Consider the following 16,668-nt stretch of genomic DNA (forward strand, 5'->3'; position numbering starts at 1 on the left):
CCAAGCGTGGCATGCCCCGGCAGAATGTGCCTATAATCGCCGCCACTTTTTGGTCAAACACGGGGGCACTGCCCAATGAGCTACAGCAAGATTCCGGCGGGCAAAGACCTGCCGAACGACATCTACGTCGCCATCGAGATCCCGGCCAACCACGCGCCGATCAAATACGAAATCGACAAGGACAGCGACACGCTGTTCGTCGACCGTTTCATGGCTACCCCAATGTTCTACCCAGCCAACTATGGCTTCATCCCGAACACCCTGGCTGACGACGGTGACCCGCTGGACGTGCTGGTGGTTACCCCTTACCCAGTGGCCCCAGGCTCGGTTATCCGCGCCCGTCCGGTTGGCGTGCTGAACATGACCGACGACGGTGGCGGCGACGCCAAGGTCATCGCTGTTCCTCACGACAAGCTGTCGCAGCTGTACGTTGACGTCAAGGAATACACCGACCTGCCAGCCCTGCTGATCCAGCAGATCGAGCACTTCTTTGCCAACTACAAAGATCTCGAGAAGGGCAAGTGGGTCAAGATCGAAGGCTGGGAAGGCGCCGACGCTGCCCGTGCCGCGATCACCAAATCGGTTGCTGCCTACAAGGGCTGATTCCGGTTGCAGGAAAAACCCCGCTTTGGCGGGGTTTTTTTATGCCGGAATGGGCAATGCGCACATTACTGGTAATAAACCCTACGCAGTCCTACACCAGAACCTTACAAACAACCACTTTTCCTACAAATCTCGTCAACATCCGGTTCATATCCTGTCCGGTAACCCGCCGCTAAACTCGCCGCCATGAACACTTCCGGCGACCGCCTTAAGGCCCTGCTCCAAGAATGTGGCCTGACCCCTTCCGATTTCGCCGCCCAGCGCAGCGTCACAGCACAGCACGTCAACAACTGGTTCAAGCGCGGTGTGCCTTTGGCCCGGCTGGACGAACTGGCCGATCTGTTCTGTGTGCACCGACGTTGGCTGCGCACCGGTGAAGGCCCGAAACACCCCAACCCACTTCTGCGCAACGGCCTTCCACGGCCCGCGCCCGCCAACCCGCTTACCCCGCTGTCGGACCATCGTGGTCGGTTATTGAAGGTGCCCTACTACGAAGTGCGCGACGGCCTGCTGTCGCCGGTGGGCAGCAAGCACCTGCGCTTGCCGGCTAAAGCCCTGAAGGGCTTGGGTGTGCAAGCCGGCAACGCGATCTGCCTGGCAATGCCGGCCAGCAACATGCTCCCGCTGATCCCGCCGGGAGCCACCCTGGCTATCGACCTGGGCATGACCCAGGTGGTCGAGGGCGAAACCTATGCCCTGCTGCAAAACGGCATGCTCAGGGTGAACAATCTCAGTCTTGGCCAGCACGACATCCTGTACCTGCACAGCCATGACCGGCGCAACTACACCGTCGAACGCTACACCGCTGCTCAGCGTCAGGCGCAGGGCCTGGAAATACTTGGCTGGGTGTTCCACTGGTCACATTTCCGCACGCAGCGGCCCCGTTGAAACACCCTGTGCAATTTTTTGCTGGGCATCCCGCCCCCGCCCTTGTATGCTACGCCGCACATTAAGCCCCGACCGGCGCAAGCCGCGTTCCAGAGGGCTCGGCGATATCCCACACGGGCATCTGCCATCTCTTTCAGGCCCTTGATGGCCACACAGTTAAGGCGATTGCGGCTTACCATAAATTAGTCGGAAGCGTCCCCGAGAAGCCGGCCACAAGCCGGCTTTTTAATTTTACAAGCCTTCAAAAACAGCATTCACTGTCCGCGGGTTTCCAACCCCTACCTCAGTGCATGGAACAAAGTCACTTGCACCTTCCGTTGTTCCCCCCCCCCCGCTGTTAAAAGTCAGCGCCAGCGATCCTGATGTGTCTAGACATCAACTTTATATTTCGAAATCTTCCAATGGGGCGTTCTTTTTAAAGCTGAGCGTCTTGCACCGCGATCAAAGACCTCGACGTGCGCTTTGAGCCCTTCGACGGTCTGGGACATGGGGCCATGCTGGCCGCCTCCTTGCGCAGGGTGATCGAAGGCATGTCTGGCCAGTGATCAGCCCTGCGCCTGTCCAATTCAAGGTTGCGCATACTTGAGCACATACAGGCACAGCTCGCGGTAGACATCCACAGGCAGCTGCGACATCAGCTTCTGAGCCTGGCCGAGGGTTTTGCAATTGAGTTCGGCCATTTTCCGACGGTGTTCCGAACCCAGCAGGCCGGCATGCACCACCTGCGCATACTGAATATAGGAACAGGGGAAATCGGCCTGGGGACTCCGCTGGACCTTGAAGTCGATCTTCAGGTCTGCTCCGCGGAAGAATTCCCTGCCCTGGTAGGCCTGCTGGGGCACGAGGAGCCCTTTTTCAGGACAGGTGCTATGACAGACCGGCAGGCTATTCCTGTCCGTCTCCAGGCCACGTCGATAGATCACGATTTCGGAACCCGGTATCTCGATACAGGCGTTTTCGAAAGCATCGATGATGGACCTGCCATTGATTTGCGCCTCTTCGATCTGCGTCAGGCTGACCACACGTTCGATCTCATGATTGCCTACGCTGTTGACCACACGGTCCAGGGTCGACCAGTGGCTGAACTCTTTCTGACACGCAATCAGATGGACCTCGCTCTGATAGCCCTGCCGGGCGGCTTCAGGTGGGAAATCAGCGAAATGAGGACTGTCGAGCGCGGTCTCCATGATGATGTTGTATTTGTTTTCCATCGCATACGTGCAAATCATGGCCCCCAGCCGCCAGATGAACGACTCGGTATGCTCATAGACATGCAGCACGCCATTGTCTTCCATCGCCCGATAATGAGGGTGCAGTTCACGAAAATGGGTTTCGTAAAGGCGAACATAATTGTCGTACCGCCCGCTCTTCAGCAGCGTGTTTTCCAGCAAGTACGTCTTACCCGAGCCCTGTGCACCGGCAATGACGAGCATTTTGGGCTTGAGAATGCCGTCGACGTAGTTGCGCTTCTTGTCGAACAATGTGTCGACGACCTTTCTGAATGCGAGATGGAGATCGGTATCGGTAAAAGGATAGAGAGAGGACATGACGGTTCGTTTCCTAGGTTTGCCAATGTGACCGTCACGAAAATAAGCGCTGCGGCAAGTGCAAAGGGGTAGATGGTTGCTACTGCAAGTCTCGTCGAAGGTAGTAGAGCCGCGGGTTGCCAGTGGGGTAGCACTGTGCTGTATGCTTGGGCGGTCTTCAGGGCGGGGTGTAAGTCCCCACCGGCGGTAAATCGAAAGATGAGCCCGCGAGCGCCCCGACCATGTCGGGGGTCAGCAGATCTGGTGCAACTCCAGAGCCGACGGTCATAGTCCGGATGAAAGAAGGCGTCATGCAGGGGCCATCCGGGCACCCTTGCGCGCGCATTTTGTTCGCCCCGAGACGTTCATCGATCATTCACGAGGAGCGTTTCATGTTCACCCAGCACCACGCGCAATTCCCCAATGTTTCCGCTGCCATCGCCGCCTTCCAGGCCGGGCGCCCTGTACTGTTGCTCGACGATGACGACCGTGAGGACGAAGCGGACATCATTGCCGCCGCCGAGAACATTTCGCTGCAGACCATGGCCATGATGATTCGCGATTGCAGCGGCATCGTCTGCCTGTGCCTGGACGAAGCCACCGTCGACGAACTGCAGCTGGCGCCCATGGTGCAGAACAACCAGGCCCGTCACGGCACCGGTTTCACCGTCACTATCGAGGCGGCCGAAGGTATCACCACCGGGGTTAGCGCCCAGGACCGCATCACCACCATTGACGCCGCACTGCGCTCCAGCGCCGAACAGCGCCATATCGTCAGCCCAGGGCATGTTTTTCCGTTGCGCGCCCGCAATGGCGGGGTACTGACCCGCCGTGGTCACACCGAAGGTTCGGTAGACCTGGCGCGTCTGGCCGGCCTGCGCCCCGCAGCGGTCTTGTGCGAGCTGATGAACCCCGATGGCAGCATGGCCCGGGGTGAGCAGGTGGCAGTGTATGCGCGGCAGTACAACCTGCCAGTGCTGACCATTGAGGAACTGGCGCGGTACCGTGAAGCCATGGTGGAACGGGAAGCTGCTATGGCTTGATAGTTTCCTGCGCCTGACTTGAGGTAGAGGGTGGCGCTGAAAGCGAGCGCCGCCCGCGCGGCGCATCGCGAGCAAGCTCGCTCCTACATTTTTCTCAGGCCAGTTACACCTGTGCCTGCGCGCGATCGCCTTGTCTGTTTAATACAGTATCGAGGTTCGCTCCAGAGGCCTGCTCCACACAAGTTTGCTCCCCCCGCCCCGCTCTGCTAGTGTCGCGCCGTTCTGAATGCCACCGAGACAGTCGCCATGGCCCGCAAAAAAGCCTCCCTCGATTTCGAGCAATCCCTCGCAGACCTGCAAGCACTGGTCGAGCGCCTGGAGAACGGCGAGTTGTCGCTGGAAGAGTCGCTGGCCGCCTTTGAACAAGGCATCGCCCTGACCCGTGACTGCCAGGGCGCCCTGGCCCAGGCCGAACAGAAGGTGCAAATTCTGCTGGAGCGCGACGGTGAACTGGCTGCCCAGCCCTTCGACGCGGAGCCGGAAGCATGATTGGCACCTACCAGGCCAGTTGCCAGGCGCGCGTCAACGCAGCCCTCGAACCACTGTTCATCGCCCCGAGCAAAGAGCTGGAACGCCTTTACGCCGCCATGCGCTACAGCGTGATGAACGGCGGCAAACGCGTGCGCCCGCTGTTGGCCTATGCGGCCTGCGAAGCCTTGGGCGCCCCGGCCGAACAGGCCAACGGCGCAGCCTGCGCGGTCGAGCTGATCCATGCTTACTCGCTGGTGCATGACGACCTCCCGGCCATGGACGACGACGACCTGCGTCGCGGCCAGCCGACCACTCACAAGGCGTTTGACGAAGCGTGTGCCATCCTCGCGGGCGATGGTTTGCAGAGCCTGGCGTTCAGTGCCTTGCTCGACCCACGCCTGAGCCCTCAGATCGACAGCATTCGCCTGGCCATGGTTCAGGTACTGGCCAACGCTGCCGGCCCGGCCGGCATGGTTGGCGGCCAGGCGATCGATCTCGGTTCGGTGGGCCAGAAGCTGGACCAGCAGGCGCTGGAATTCATGCACCGGCACAAGACCGGCGCGCTGATCGAGGCCAGCGTACGCCTCGGCGCCCTTGCAAGTGCCCGTGCCGAACAGGCGCAGCTGGATGCCCTGCAGACTTATGCTCAGGCCATTGGCCTTGCATTTCAGGTGCAGGACGACATCCTTGATGTAGAAAGCGACACCGCCACCCTGGGCAAACGCCAAGGGGCTGACATTGCGCGTGACAAACCGACCTACCCGGCCCTGCTGGGCCTGGAAGCCGCCAAAGCCTATGCAATCGAACTGCGCGACCAGGCGCTGGCCGTACTGGAAGGGTTTGGCGAAAAGGCCGAACCGCTGCGGGCACTTGCTCGCTACATCGTCGAACGCCGTAACTGATTTGATTGGGGCCGCTGTGCGGCCCTTCGCGGGCACAGCAGCCCCAATGCGACACCCGTCTGAATGGGCAGTATTTCCCACAATGGGGTAAACTGCCGCGTCTTCACACACCTATAACGACTCGCCTGATGCCCACGACGTTTCAAGAGATTCCCCGCGAACGCCCGGTCACGCCGCTGCTCGACCGCGCTGACACGCCTGCCGGCCTGCGCCGGTTGGCCGAAGCCGACCTGGAGACGCTGGCCGACGAACTGCGCCAGGAACTGCTCTATACCGTCGGGCAGACCGGTGGGCACTTTGGTGCCGGTCTGGGCGTAATCGAGCTGACCATCGCCCTGCACTACGTGTTCGACACCCCGGACGACCGACTGGTGTGGGACGTGGGGCACCAGGCCTACCCGCACAAGATCCTCACCGGGCGCCGTAACCGCATGCTCAGCCTGCGCCAGAAAGACGGCATCGCGGCCTTCCCGCGCCGCAGCGAAAGCGAGTACGACACCTTTGGCGTTGGCCACTCCAGCACATCGATCAGCGCCGCGCTGGGCATGGCCATTGCTGCCCGCCTGCAGAACAGCGCACGCAAGTCGATCGCGGTGATCGGTGATGGCGCGCTGACCGCCGGCATGGCGTTCGAGGCGTTGAACCACGCCCAGGAAGTCAATGCCGACATGCTGGTAATCCTCAACGACAACGACATGTCGATTTCGCGCAACGTTGGCGGCCTGTCCAACTACCTGGCGAAGATCCTCTCCAGCCGCACCTACGCAAGCATGCGTGAAGGCAGCAAGAAAGTGCTGTCGCGGCTGCCAGGCGCCTGGGAAATCGCCCGTCGCACCGAGGAATACGCCAAGGGCATGCTGGTGCCAGGCACGCTGTTCGAAGAACTGGGCTGGAACTATATCGGCCCGATCGACGGCCACGACCTGCCCACCATGATCGCTACCCTGCGCAACATGCGTGACCTGAAAGGCCCGCAGTTCCTGCATGTGGTGACCAAGAAGGGCAAAGGCTTCGGCCCTGCCGAGGTTGACCCGATTGGCTACCACGCCATCACCAAGCTGGAGCCAGCCGACAAGCCGGCTGCACCGAAGAAAGCCAGCGGCCCGAAATACTCCGCAGTGTTCGGCCAGTGGCTGTGCGACATGGCCGCCGCCGACAACCGCCTGGTGGGCATTACCCCGGCGATGAAGGAAGGCTCGGACCTGGTCGACTTCAGCGAGCGCTACCCTGAGCGCTACTTCGACGTGGCGATCGCAGAGCAGCATGCCGTGACCCTGGCGGCCGGCATGGCCTGCGAGGGCAGCAAGCCGGTGGTGGCGATCTACTCCACCTTCCTGCAGCGTGCCTACGACCAACTGATCCACGACGTGGCAGTGCAGAACCTCGACGTGCTGTTCGCCATCGACCGCGCCGGCCTGGTCGGCGAGGATGGCCCGACCCACGCCGGCAGCTACGACCTGTCGTACCTGCGCTGCATCCCGGGCATGCTGGTGATGACCCCCAGCGACGAGAACGAACTGCGCAAGATGCTCAGCACCGGCCACCTGTACAACGGCCCGGCAGCCGTACGGTACCCGCGTGGTACCGGCCCGAATGCGCCGATCAGCGGTGACCTGCAACCACTGGAGATCGGCAAGGGCGTGGTCCGCCGCCAGGGCGAGAAAGTGGCCCTGATGGTGTTTGGCGTGCAACTGGCCGAGGCCATGCAAGTGGCCGAACAGATCAACGCCACGGTGGTCGACATGCGCTTCGTCAAGCCGCTGGACGAGACGCTGGTGCTGGAGCTGGCAGACAGCCATGAGCTGCTTGTAACCATCGAAGAAAACGCCATCATGGGTGGCGCGGGGGCTGCGGTGGGTGAGTTCCTTGCCAGCCAGGCAGTGCTCAAGCCACTTCTGCACCTGGGGCTGCCGGACATCTATGTCGAGCATGCCAAGCCTGCGCAAATGCTGGCTGAGTGCGGGCTGGATGCAGCCGGGATCGAGGCTTCGGTGAAGGCCCGCATGGCCAGGCTCGGGCTCTAGGGCGCTTTCGCGGGTAAACCCGCTCCGACAACGGCTTGCGCCGAATCAACGGTGCGTTTTCCACCCCCGTGGTAGGAGCGGGTTTACCCGCGAATACGGTAGCGGCGGCAACGGTGAACGACCAGGGATATTGGCCAGCAGGGCCGGCCCTTTCGCGGGTGAACCCGCTCCTACGGGGGGACAGCACAGTGCTGTGGAAATCCTTTGGAACTGCCCATGAAAAAGTTTGCCTGTGCCGCGATTCTCTGCGCCCCTACATGCCTACTGGCCGCTGAGCGCGACGACGCCCTCAAGCTCCCCGACGTGCTGATCAGCGCCAGCCGCCAGGTAGAATCGCGTACCGCCACCAGTGCTGCCAACACGGTCTTCACCCGCACCGACATCGACCGCCTTCAACCCACCAGCGTTACCGACCTGCTCTCTCGCGTGCCGGGCGTGCAAGTGGCACCTACCGGTGGCCGTGGCAGCCTGCCGGGTATTTTTATCCGTGGCACCAAGGCCGCACAAAGCCTGGTGCTGGTCGATGGCGTGCGCATCGCCAATGCCACCTCGGGCGACAGCGGCCTGCAGTTTCTGGACGTTGACCAGATCGAGCGCATCGAAGTACTGCGCGGCTCGCGCTCGGCGGTGTACGGCAGCGATGCCATTGGTGGGGTGATCCAGATCTTCACCCGACGCAGCAGTGGCCCCGGTCTGCAGCCACGCCTGCGCATGGCCGCCGGCAGCAACAAGACATTCCAACGCAGCCTGGGGCTTTCTGGTGGCACCGACACAACCCGCTTCAACCTTGGCGCCAGCCTGGATGAAACTGCCGGTATCGACTCGACCGGGCCGTCCTTCGACAGCGATGGTGACCACGACGCCTACCGCAACAAGGCCCTCAACCTGAGCCTCAGCCACACCTTCGGTGAGCGCTTCGAGGCCGGCCTGAACCTGCTCGACAGCCGTGGGCGCAGCGAGTACGACAACCCGTTCGGCGGCTTCGACCCCGTTACCTTCGAGAGCGTCGGTCAACAACCCTACACCGACTTCAGCGTCAGCAGCCTGGGCAGTTACGTTGACATTCAGTTCACCGAAACCTGGCATTCACGCCTTGAACTGGCCCATGGTGAGAACCGAGACGACAAACGCGACAAGCTCAGCGCTGAGCGCTTCGTGTTCAACACCTACCGCGATCAGGCTACCTGGCAGAACGACCTGGTCCTTGGCGAGCAGAACACCGTACTGATCGGTGGCGACTGGTACGAAGACCGCGTACACGGCAGTACCGACTTCACTGAGGACAGCCGCTGGAACCGTGCCGTGTTCGCTCAGCACCGCTTCCAGAGCGAGCAGTTTTCCACTGAGCTGGGCGTGCGGCATGACAGCAACCAGCAGTTTGGTGGCCAGACCAGCTGGAGCGGTAGCCTGACCGTACCGCTGGACGCGCACAACGATGTGCTGCTGTCCTACAGCGAAGGCTTCCGCGCGCCAACGTTCAACGACCTGTATTACCCACAGTTCAGCAATCCGAACCTGACCCCAGAGCGCTCCAGAAGCTACGAGCTGCAATGGCGCAGCCAGCTGACTACAGAGAGCCGCCTGGAGACTTCGCTGTACCGCACCGACCTGCGCGACGCAATCATCTTTGGCCAGGACTCGATACCCCGTAACGTCGCCTCGGCACGAATCAATGGTGTGGAAATGGCGCTGGCGCAGCAGTGGGGCGCCTGGCACAGCCAACTTGGCCTGGCGCTGATCGACCCACGCGACCGCGATACTGGCCATACCCTCGCCCGCCGCGCCCGCCGCACCTTGAGCCTGGACCTTGACCGTGAGTTAGGGCGCTTCAGCGTCGGCGCCAGCTGGCAGGCGGTCAGCAGCAGTTTTGACGATGAGGCCAACCGTAACCGCATCGGTGGCTATGGCCTGCTAGGTTTGCGCGGCAGTTGGGCGGCAAGCGACGAACTGAAACTCGAAGCCAAGCTGGATAACCTGCTGGACCGCAGCTACAGCCGCGCCCTTTACAGCTACCAGGGTGCGTATCACCCTTACCGCGAAGAGGGCCGCACTGTGCTCTTCAGCGTCACCTGGACGCCGGCGCTTTAGCGTCCAGCAACGCACACAAGCGAGCGGTGGCTTCGATCATCTGCCCGCTGGGGCGCTCCAGCCCTTTGTCCGGCACCACCAGCAGGCGCCCATCAGCTACCGCTCGAATCTGCGGCCAGGCCTTCCAGCTGGCCAGTTGCGCCTCATCAGTTGCCAGGATGACCTGCGGATTACGCAGCAGCACGGACTCCACACTCACCTGTGGCGCCGGCTGGCCAAGGTCAGCGAACACATTGCGCGCCCCGCAAACGGCCAGGGCGTCGGTCACCACCTGGCGGCCACCGAGCGTGTACAACGGCCGATCCCAGACTTGATAGAACACCTGCAGGGGTTCGTTACGCCAATACTGCTGGCGCAACTGCTGCAGCCGCTCCCGCAGGGCTCGCGCATATGAATGGCCTTGCTCGGCACGCCCGATACGCCCGGCAATGGCCTCGATCTGCTCGATCAGCTGGCTGATGTCGTGGGGTTCGGCGCTGAAGGTGGCGATACCCAGGCGCTTGAGTTGGTCGCGCTGTGCCGGTGGCACACTGCCTGGCCACAGCAGCAACAGGTCGGGGCGCAGGCTGAGCAGGCGCTCCATGTCCAGTTGCCCTTGGCGCCCGACCGAAGGCAAGTGGCGCAGCGCAGCCGGCCGCTCGCCACCGTCGAGCACGCCCACCAGCAGGTCGTCGGCCTGCAGCTCAAGCATGATCTCGCTCATCGAGGGGGCCAGGCTGACGACACGCAGCGGCTCTGCCGCCAGTACGGTGCAGGCGAACAACGCCAGCAGGCCAGGTAGCAGTCGCATCAGCCCAACTGGCGCGGAATGCGATAGAGGTACAGCACTACAACCGTAGACAATGCGAGCAGGATCTGCGGCACTGCTTCCAGGCCGACCAGCACCGACAGTGCGGCGACCCAAGCCGGGAAGCAGGCATACAGCATGGCCATGCGCCGCACACGCGCCAGCTCGATCCAGGCAGTGGGTTCTTCGCCCGTGCCAAGCACCTTTGAGGTGGCAATAAGTGCGCGCTTGTAGGCACCGAAGCGCGGCAGGCTGAGGAACATGGTGGCCGCACCGGCGATGAACAGTGGCATGGCCAACACCGGGATCAGTGCATCACCGCCCCCAAAGGCCCACGCCATGACTGGCAGCGGCACCAGCCCCACCGCCAGGTACTGCCACCAGGCCAGCGCCAGTCGCCGCTTGACCTCGGCCCGGGTCACGCCTGGGGCACCTCGCCCTGGTGTTCGTTACCCAGCATGTGGCCCAACTTGCCGGCCTTGGTCGCCAGGTAGTAGCGGTTGTGCGGGTTATGCCCGGTGTGCAGCGGCACACGCTCGGCAACCACGATGTTCATGTCGGTCAGGGCTTTGACCTTGCGCGGATTGTTGGTCATCAGGCGCAGCGACTTCACGCCCAGGTGCTCGAGCATCGGCAGGCATATGGCGTAGTCACGCTGGTCGGCAGCGAAGCCCAGGCGTTCGTTGGCTTCGACGGTGTCGGCGCCACCATCCTGCAGCTCGTAGGCGCGGATCTTGTTCAGCAGGCCGATGCCACGGCCTTCCTGACGCAGGTACAACAGCACCCCGCGGCCTTCGCGGGCGATGGCCTGCAGCGCGGCTTCCAGCTGCGAGCCGCAGTCGCAGCGCTGGCTGAACAGTGCATCGCCTGTCAGACACTCGGAATGCAGGCGCCCCAGTACCGGCTGGCCGTCCGCGATATCACCCAGGCTGAGCACTACATGCTCACGGCCTGTGGCTTCGTCCAGAAAGCCATGCATGGTGAAGGTCGCGAAGGGCGTCGGGAGTTTAGAGGCGGCAACAAAGACGACGGGCACGTTGTGCTCCTGGAATAAGTAGGAAATTTCTCGTGGACCGATTGTATCAGCAGGCTGGGGGATGTGGGCTGGCTGTATACGGTGGCTTAAGATCGAAAAGTTCGATGCTTATTAAAAGCCATCACCCAATCACACGCACGCTGTCACAGAGCGCCGCGATATACCTGGGTGTATTCGGCCTCAGTGCGGGGGACTACCCGCGCTGAACGGATAGGGCTGTTTCCAGTGCTCGAAAATCGGCTTGAGCTCGCCGCTACGTACCAGCTCCTTCATGCGTTTGTCGAACAAGACGCACAGGGCCTTGGCCTGGTCGTTACGGGCAAAGGCCAGGTACAACGGCAACTCGGCCACATGGGTACGGCGGAAGCGCTCAGGCTGGGCGGCTTGCCCTAGCACGTAGTCTACCTCGGTCAGTGCGTCGATGTAGTAGTCCACCCGGTCATGCTCGAGCATCGGCAAAATGCCCTCGCGACGCTGGATTTCGCGGAATTCGTGCACATTGGGCAAGTAGTTGCCGTAATCGTAACCACGCACCCAAGCCAACCGGTACTTGCCGATGGTCTCCAGGGTAGGTGCAGGTTTGCTGGTCAGCCCCAAGGCATAGATATGGTCCATGTCGAAGTGCCAGCGCGGGTACAGGTTGTCGTCGCTCTCTTCCTTGTACGAGCCAACCCAGGCATCAGCCTCGCCGCGCTTGACCAGGCCAACCGCCCGGCTGTACGGCGCGCTCTGGGTAACCACCTCGACGCCGGCCGGCTCGAACACTTTGCGCAGCACATCCCAGGCCACCCCGGTACCGTCGGCGTTGGTGTAGTCGAGCCACTCTTCGCTAACCAGGTGGATCTGTTTCGGGATGCCCTCGGCAGCCATCACCCACGGGGCAACACTCAGCAGCATAGCCAGCAGCACAGACCTTACGGCCATTCACGCACTCCCTGTTTCAGGCAACCGCCCACACCAGAACCTGCATGCCCAGCCAGGCAAACACGCCGGCCAGGATATCGTCGAGCATGATGCCGACTCCCCCGTGCACATGGCGGTCGATCCAGCGAATCGGCCACGGCTTGAGGATGTCGAAGAAGCGGAACATCAGAAACCCTGCCAACAGCCACTGCCAGCCCTCCGGCACCAGCCAGAGGGTGATCCACATGCCGACAATCTCGTCCCAGACAATGCCTTCATGGTCGTGTACGCGCAAATCATTGGCAACTTTGCCGCACAACCAGAAGCCAAACAGCATGCTCACGCCAAGCAACAGCCAGTAACCCCAGTCGGGCAGCATCTGCCACAGCGGGATGAACGGTATGGCCACCAGTGAGCCCCAGGTACCTGGGGCCTTGGGCAAGGTGCCAGAACCGAAGCCAAAAGCGATGAAGTGCCACGGGTTGCGCCAGACCGAAGGCGGAACGAACTCCGCAGGCACCTGATTGGGGTGATCGGTCACGGTATCTCCCTGAAGTGTTGATAGCCCCGCTGAACGGGGGTGATGTCCTGGCCCTGCGCGTCGCGCAAGGTCACGCCTTGCCCTTCGAGCACACGGCCGACGGTATGCACTTCGATAAAATCGAAGGCTGCGAGGGGCGCCAGCGCCTCGGGTGGCAAGGTGAAGGCCAGAACGTAATCGTCGCCACCGGTAAGCGCCGCCTGCACAGCGGCTTCACGGCCGAGGAAAGCCTCCAAAGCAGGAGACACTGGCACTTGCGCCAGGTTCACCTCTAACGCGACACCGGATGCCTTGGCAATATGCCCACAGTCGGCGAGCAGCCCGTCGGAGATATCCAGCGCCGCCGTGGCCCGGCCACGCAGAAGAGCACCGAGGGTGAGCTGCGGCATCGGTGACCAGTAATGGGCCAGCAGCGGCTCGGCCTGCGCGGCAGGCGCCTCGCGCTCACCCAGCACAAGCGGCAGTGCACCGGCGGCCTTGCCCAGCGAACCGCCGACACACAACAGGTCACCCGGCCTTGCACCGCTGCGGCGCAAGGCCTGGCCAACCGGTACCCGGCCGAACACGGTCACGGTAATACTCAACGGGCCGCGCGTAGTGTCACCACCGATCAGGCTCATGCGGCAACGGTGGGCCATGCGACCAAGGCCGTCGGCAAAGGCCGCCAGCCAGTCAGGGCCAACGTCAGGCAGGGTCAGTGCGAGGGTAAAGCCGATTGCAGTCGCGCCCATGGCCGCCAGGTCACTGGCCGCCACAGCCAACGAACGCTGGCCAAGCAGCAACGGATCGCAAACAGCAGGAAAGTGCACCCCGGCGACCAGGGTGTCGGTCGACACCGCCAGTTGCTCACCGGGGGGGAGGTCCAGCAGGGCGCAGTCGTCGCCGATACCCAGGGCCACGCCCTCGCCGCCCTGCGCACAGGGCGCAGCGGCGAAGTAATGGTTGATCAGCTCGAACTCACCCATGGCCAGGCAGCGCCAGGATCAGCGCTTGTTCGCCTTGACTTCTGCTTCACGCAGCGCCGGGGCGAGCTTGTCGAGCACACCGTTGACGAATTTGTGGCCGTCAGTGGCACCGAAGACCTTGGCCAGCTCCACACCTTCGTTGATCACGACGCGGTACGGCACGTCGACGCGTTTGATCAGCTCCCAGGTGGACAGGCGCAGCACGGCCAGCTCGACCGGGTCGAGCTCTTCCAGTGCGATAGTCATGCAAGGCACCAGCGCTTTGTCGATTTCGCCCTTGATTGCCGGAACCCCATGCAGGATCTCGCGGAAATAGGCACCGTCGACATCGGTGAAATCGTTATCCACCCGGAACTGCGCTTCGATCTCGTTCAGCGAATGCTGGGCTATGTGCCACTGGTAGAGTGCCTGGGTCGCGAGCTTGCGGGCTTCGCGGCGCTTGGCGCTCTTCGAGGGCTTGCCGGCATCCGCAGGTTTTGGATCGCGCGGGTTGAAACGATCGCTTTCGTCGCTAATCACTTGGCCTCCAACTGCGCCAGCAGGCTGACCATTTCCAGTGCGGACAGGGCAGCTTCAGCACCTTTGTTGCCGGCTTTGGTGCCAGAACGCTCGATGGCTTGCTCGATGGAGTCGACGGTCAGTACGCCGAAGGCCACCGGAACACCGAACTCCATGGACACCTGGGCCAGGCCCTTGGTGCACTCGCCCGCCACGTATTCGAAGTGCGGGGTACCGCCACGGATCACGGCGCCCAGGGCGATGATCGCGTCGTAGGCGCCTTGCTGGGCGACCTTCTGTGCCACCAGCGGGATTTCGAATGCACCCGGGGCACGGATGATGGTGATGTCGCTTTCGCTGACACCGTGGCGTACCAGGGCATCAACGGCACCGCTTACCAGGCTTTCGACTACGAAGCTGTTGAAGCGGCCAACCACCAAAGCATAGCGACCTTTGGGGGCGATGAAGGTACCTTCGATGGTCTTCAGGGTCATTCCGATATTCTCATCTTCAAGAGCGAGGCCGCATACAAGCGGCCTCGACAGGGGTCTGGACTCGAGCAGAGGGCGTCAATGCCGCCTCAAGTCACTCGGAGGGCACGTATTCTACAACTTCCAGATCGAATCCGGATATCGCGTTGAACTTCATCGGCGAACTCATCAGGCGCATCTTGCGCACGCCAAGGTCGCGCAGGATCTGCGAACCGGCACCCACAGTGCTGTAGGTGGTCGGTGCCTTGGTCGGCGCATCGCCCGCACTTTCGCGGATGTGCGCCAGCAGCACGTCGCCATCCAGCGGGTGCCCCAGCAGCAACACCACACCGCTGCCGGCCTCGGCTACGGCAGCCATGGCCGCGCGCAGGCTCCAGCGTCCTGGCTGCTTGACCAGCAGCAGGTCACGCAGTGGGTCCATATTGTGTACCCGTACCAAGGTCGGCTCTTCGGCGCAGATCTTGCCCAGGGTCAAGGCCATGTGCACGTCGCCTTCGACCGCGTCACGGTAGGTGACCAGGTTGAACTCACCCAGTTCGCTCTCCACCGATTGCTCGGAGACGCGCTGCACGGTGCGCTCGTGGATCATGCGGTAGTGGATCAGGTCGGCAATGGTGCCGATCTTCAGGCCGTGCTCGGCGGCGAACACTTCCAGTTCGGCGCGGCGCGACATGGTGCCGTCGTCGTTCATCACTTCGCAGATCACGCCGCTTGGCTCGAAACCGGCCATGCGCGCCAGGTCACAGGCGGCTTCGGTGTGGCCGGCACGCGCCAGCGTACCGCCCGGCTGGGCCATCAGCGGGAAGATGTGACCAGGGCTGACGATGTCTTCGGCCTTGGCGTCCTTGGCAGCGGCAGCCTGCACAGTGCGTGCGCGGTCGGCGGCGGAAATACCGGTGGTGACGCCCTCGGCGGCCTCGATCGACACGGTGAACTTGGTGCCGAAGCCCGAGCCGTTGCGCGGCGCCATCAAAGGCAGCTTCAGCGTTTCGCAACGCTCGCGGGTCATCGGCATGCAGATCAGGCCACGGGCGTGCTTGGCCATGAAGTTGATGTGCTCGGGCTGGCAGCATTCGGCCGCCATGATGATGTCGCCTTCGTTCTCGCGGTCTTCGTCATCCATCAGGATGACCATTTTGCCCTGGCGGATGTCTTCGACCAGTTCTTCGATGCTGTTGAGCGCCACGCGGCACCCCCTTCTCAATCAGGATTTCAAGAAGCCATTGGCGGCCAGGAAGCTTTCGGTAATGCCACTGCCCTTGCTCGGTTCGGCGGCCTTGTCACCCAGTAGCAAGCGCTCCAGGTAACGGGCCAGCAGGTCGACCTCAAGGTTTACCCGACGCCCTGCACGGTAATCGGCCATGATGGTTTCGGACAGAGTGTGCGGGACAATGGTCAGCTCGAACTCGGCACCATTGACCTCATTGACCGTCAGGCTGGTGCCGTCGACGGTGATCGAACCCTTGTGGGCGATGTACTTGGCCAGTTCCTTCGGTGCACGCACGCGGAACTGGATGGCGCGGGCGTTATCGCTGCGCGAAATGATTTCGCCAACCCCGTCGACGTGGCCGCTGACCAGGTGCCCGCCCAGGCGGGTGGTGGGGGTCAGGGCTTTTTCCAGGTTGACCTTGCTGCCGCTCTTGAGGTCGATGAAGGCGGTGCGCTTGAGGGTTTCGACGCTGACATCGGCCCAGAAGCCGTCGCCCGGCAGTTCTACGGCCGTGAGGCATACACCGTTGACGGCGATGCTGTCGCCGAGCTTGACGTCCCCCAGGTCGAGCTTGCCGGTTTCTACGTAGACGCGCACGTCACCACCTTTGGGAGTCAGGCTGCGGATGGTGCCGATGGATTCGATGATGCCGGTGAACATGGGGTCTTCCTCAAAAACGGTTTGCGCGGGGC

Annotated in this window: 18 protein-coding genes and 1 riboswitch; of the genes, 7 read left to right on the plus strand and 11 right to left on the minus strand. The window is 62.4% G+C overall.

Annotated elements, in window-relative coordinates; translation table 11 throughout:
• Positions 1–75 precede the first annotated feature (75 nt).
• Both ppa and LVS58_RS17170 read left to right on the plus strand, forming a co-directional pair.
• A complete protein-coding gene (ppa, locus tag LVS58_RS17165; RefSeq protein ID WP_003255365.1) occupies positions 76–603 on the plus strand; it encodes an inorganic diphosphatase in 528 nt (175 codons plus the stop codon).
• Positions 604–789: 186 nt separating this feature from the next.
• Entirely contained in the window at positions 790–1,491 is a 702-nt protein-coding gene (locus LVS58_RS17170) for a LexA family transcriptional regulator (protein WP_233692073.1), read from the plus strand.
• 566 nt (positions 1,492–2,057) lie between these two features.
• Here the strand turns inward: LVS58_RS17170 and LVS58_RS17175 are convergent.
• Entirely contained in the window at positions 2,058–3,038 is a 981-nt protein-coding gene (locus LVS58_RS17175) for a zeta toxin family protein (RefSeq protein WP_233692074.1), read from the minus strand.
• A 149-nt stretch (positions 3,039–3,187) separates the two neighbouring features.
• Positions 3,188–3,329: riboswitch (FMN riboswitch) on the plus strand.
• A gap of 80 nt (positions 3,330–3,409) precedes the next feature.
• Between LVS58_RS17175 and ribB the strand changes: the two genes are divergently transcribed.
• The 5 genes from ribB (at position 3,410) to LVS58_RS17200 (ending at position 9,545) form a co-directional block, all read left to right on the plus strand.
• Positions 3,410–4,060, plus strand: a complete 651-nt coding sequence (gene ribB, locus LVS58_RS17180) for a 3,4-dihydroxy-2-butanone-4-phosphate synthase (RefSeq protein ID WP_233692075.1) — start codon at positions 3,410–3,412, stop codon at positions 4,058–4,060.
• Between the two features lie 246 nt (positions 4,061–4,306).
• Positions 4,307–4,549 (plus strand): exodeoxyribonuclease VII small subunit, encoded by a 243-nt coding sequence (locus LVS58_RS17185; RefSeq protein ID WP_003255380.1) that lies wholly within the window; start codon positions 4,307–4,309, stop codon positions 4,547–4,549.
• Complete coding sequence (ispA, locus tag LVS58_RS17190; RefSeq protein WP_233692076.1) at positions 4,546–5,433, plus strand: (2E,6E)-farnesyl diphosphate synthase; 888 nt, start codon at positions 4,546–4,548, stop codon at positions 5,431–5,433. The genes LVS58_RS17185 and ispA overlap by 4 nt, the downstream gene beginning before the upstream one ends.
• A gap of 128 nt (positions 5,434–5,561) precedes the next feature.
• A complete protein-coding gene (gene dxs / locus LVS58_RS17195) occupies positions 5,562–7,457 on the plus strand; it encodes a 1-deoxy-D-xylulose-5-phosphate synthase (RefSeq protein WP_233692077.1) in 1,896 nt (631 codons plus the stop codon).
• Positions 7,458–7,673: 216 nt separating this feature from the next.
• On the plus strand, positions 7,674–9,545 hold the full coding sequence (locus LVS58_RS17200) for a TonB-dependent receptor domain-containing protein (protein WP_233692078.1): 1,872 nt from the start codon (positions 7,674–7,676) through the stop codon (positions 9,543–9,545).
• On the opposite strand, the gene LVS58_RS17205 is transcribed toward LVS58_RS17200, so the two are convergent.
• The 10 genes from LVS58_RS17205 to LVS58_RS17250 form a co-directional block, all read right to left on the minus strand.
• On the minus strand, positions 9,523–10,335 hold the full coding sequence (locus LVS58_RS17205) for a cobalamin-binding protein (RefSeq protein ID WP_233692079.1): 813 nt from the start codon (positions 10,333–10,335) through the stop codon (positions 9,523–9,525). The genes LVS58_RS17200 and LVS58_RS17205 overlap by 23 nt on opposite strands.
• Positions 10,335–10,754, minus strand: coding sequence for a hypothetical protein (locus LVS58_RS17210; protein ID WP_021783934.1), 420 nt, complete (start codon positions 10,752–10,754; stop codon positions 10,335–10,337). Before LVS58_RS17210 ends, LVS58_RS17205 begins: the two co-directional genes overlap by 1 nt.
• Positions 10,751–11,368, minus strand: coding sequence for a GTP cyclohydrolase II (gene ribA, locus LVS58_RS17215; RefSeq protein WP_003255389.1), 618 nt, complete (start codon positions 11,366–11,368; stop codon positions 10,751–10,753). The genes LVS58_RS17210 and ribA overlap by 4 nt, the downstream gene beginning before the upstream one ends.
• A gap of 180 nt (positions 11,369–11,548) precedes the next feature.
• Positions 11,549–12,292: a substrate-binding periplasmic protein gene (locus LVS58_RS17220; RefSeq protein WP_233692080.1), complete on the minus strand. Its 744-nt coding sequence runs from the start codon at positions 12,290–12,292 to the stop codon at positions 11,549–11,551.
• Positions 12,293–12,308: 16 nt separating this feature from the next.
• Positions 12,309–12,812 (minus strand): phosphatidylglycerophosphatase A family protein, encoded by a 504-nt coding sequence (locus LVS58_RS17225; protein ID WP_003255391.1) that lies wholly within the window; start codon positions 12,810–12,812, stop codon positions 12,309–12,311.
• Positions 12,809–13,777 carry a thiamine-phosphate kinase gene (gene thiL / locus LVS58_RS17230; RefSeq protein ID WP_233692081.1) on the minus strand — a complete coding sequence of 323 codons (969 nt, stop codon included), beginning with the start codon at positions 13,775–13,777 and terminating at the stop codon, positions 12,809–12,811. Before thiL ends, LVS58_RS17225 begins: the two co-directional genes overlap by 4 nt.
• Positions 13,778–13,795: 18 nt before the next feature.
• Entirely contained in the window at positions 13,796–14,296 is a 501-nt protein-coding gene (gene nusB / locus LVS58_RS17235) for a transcription antitermination factor NusB (protein ID WP_233692082.1), read from the minus strand.
• Positions 14,293–14,769, minus strand: coding sequence for a 6,7-dimethyl-8-ribityllumazine synthase (gene ribH / locus LVS58_RS17240; RefSeq protein WP_003255395.1), 477 nt, complete (start codon positions 14,767–14,769; stop codon positions 14,293–14,295). Before ribH ends, nusB begins: the two co-directional genes overlap by 4 nt.
• A gap of 91 nt (positions 14,770–14,860) precedes the next feature.
• The gene (gene ribBA, locus LVS58_RS17245; RefSeq protein WP_209968241.1) at positions 14,861–15,952 is read right to left on the minus strand and encodes a bifunctional 3,4-dihydroxy-2-butanone-4-phosphate synthase/GTP cyclohydrolase II; all 1,092 of its coding nucleotides are present in this window, start codon (positions 15,950–15,952) and stop codon (positions 14,861–14,863) included.
• Between the two features lie 18 nt (positions 15,953–15,970).
• The gene (locus tag LVS58_RS17250) at positions 15,971–16,636 is read right to left on the minus strand and encodes a riboflavin synthase (RefSeq protein ID WP_003255399.1); all 666 of its coding nucleotides are present in this window, start codon (positions 16,634–16,636) and stop codon (positions 15,971–15,973) included.
• Positions 16,637–16,668 lie beyond the last annotated feature (32 nt).

Source organism: Pseudomonas sp. JR33AA, assembly GCF_021378985.1.
Taxonomy (GTDB): Bacteria; Pseudomonadota; Gammaproteobacteria; order Pseudomonadales; family Pseudomonadaceae; genus Aquipseudomonas; species Aquipseudomonas alloputida.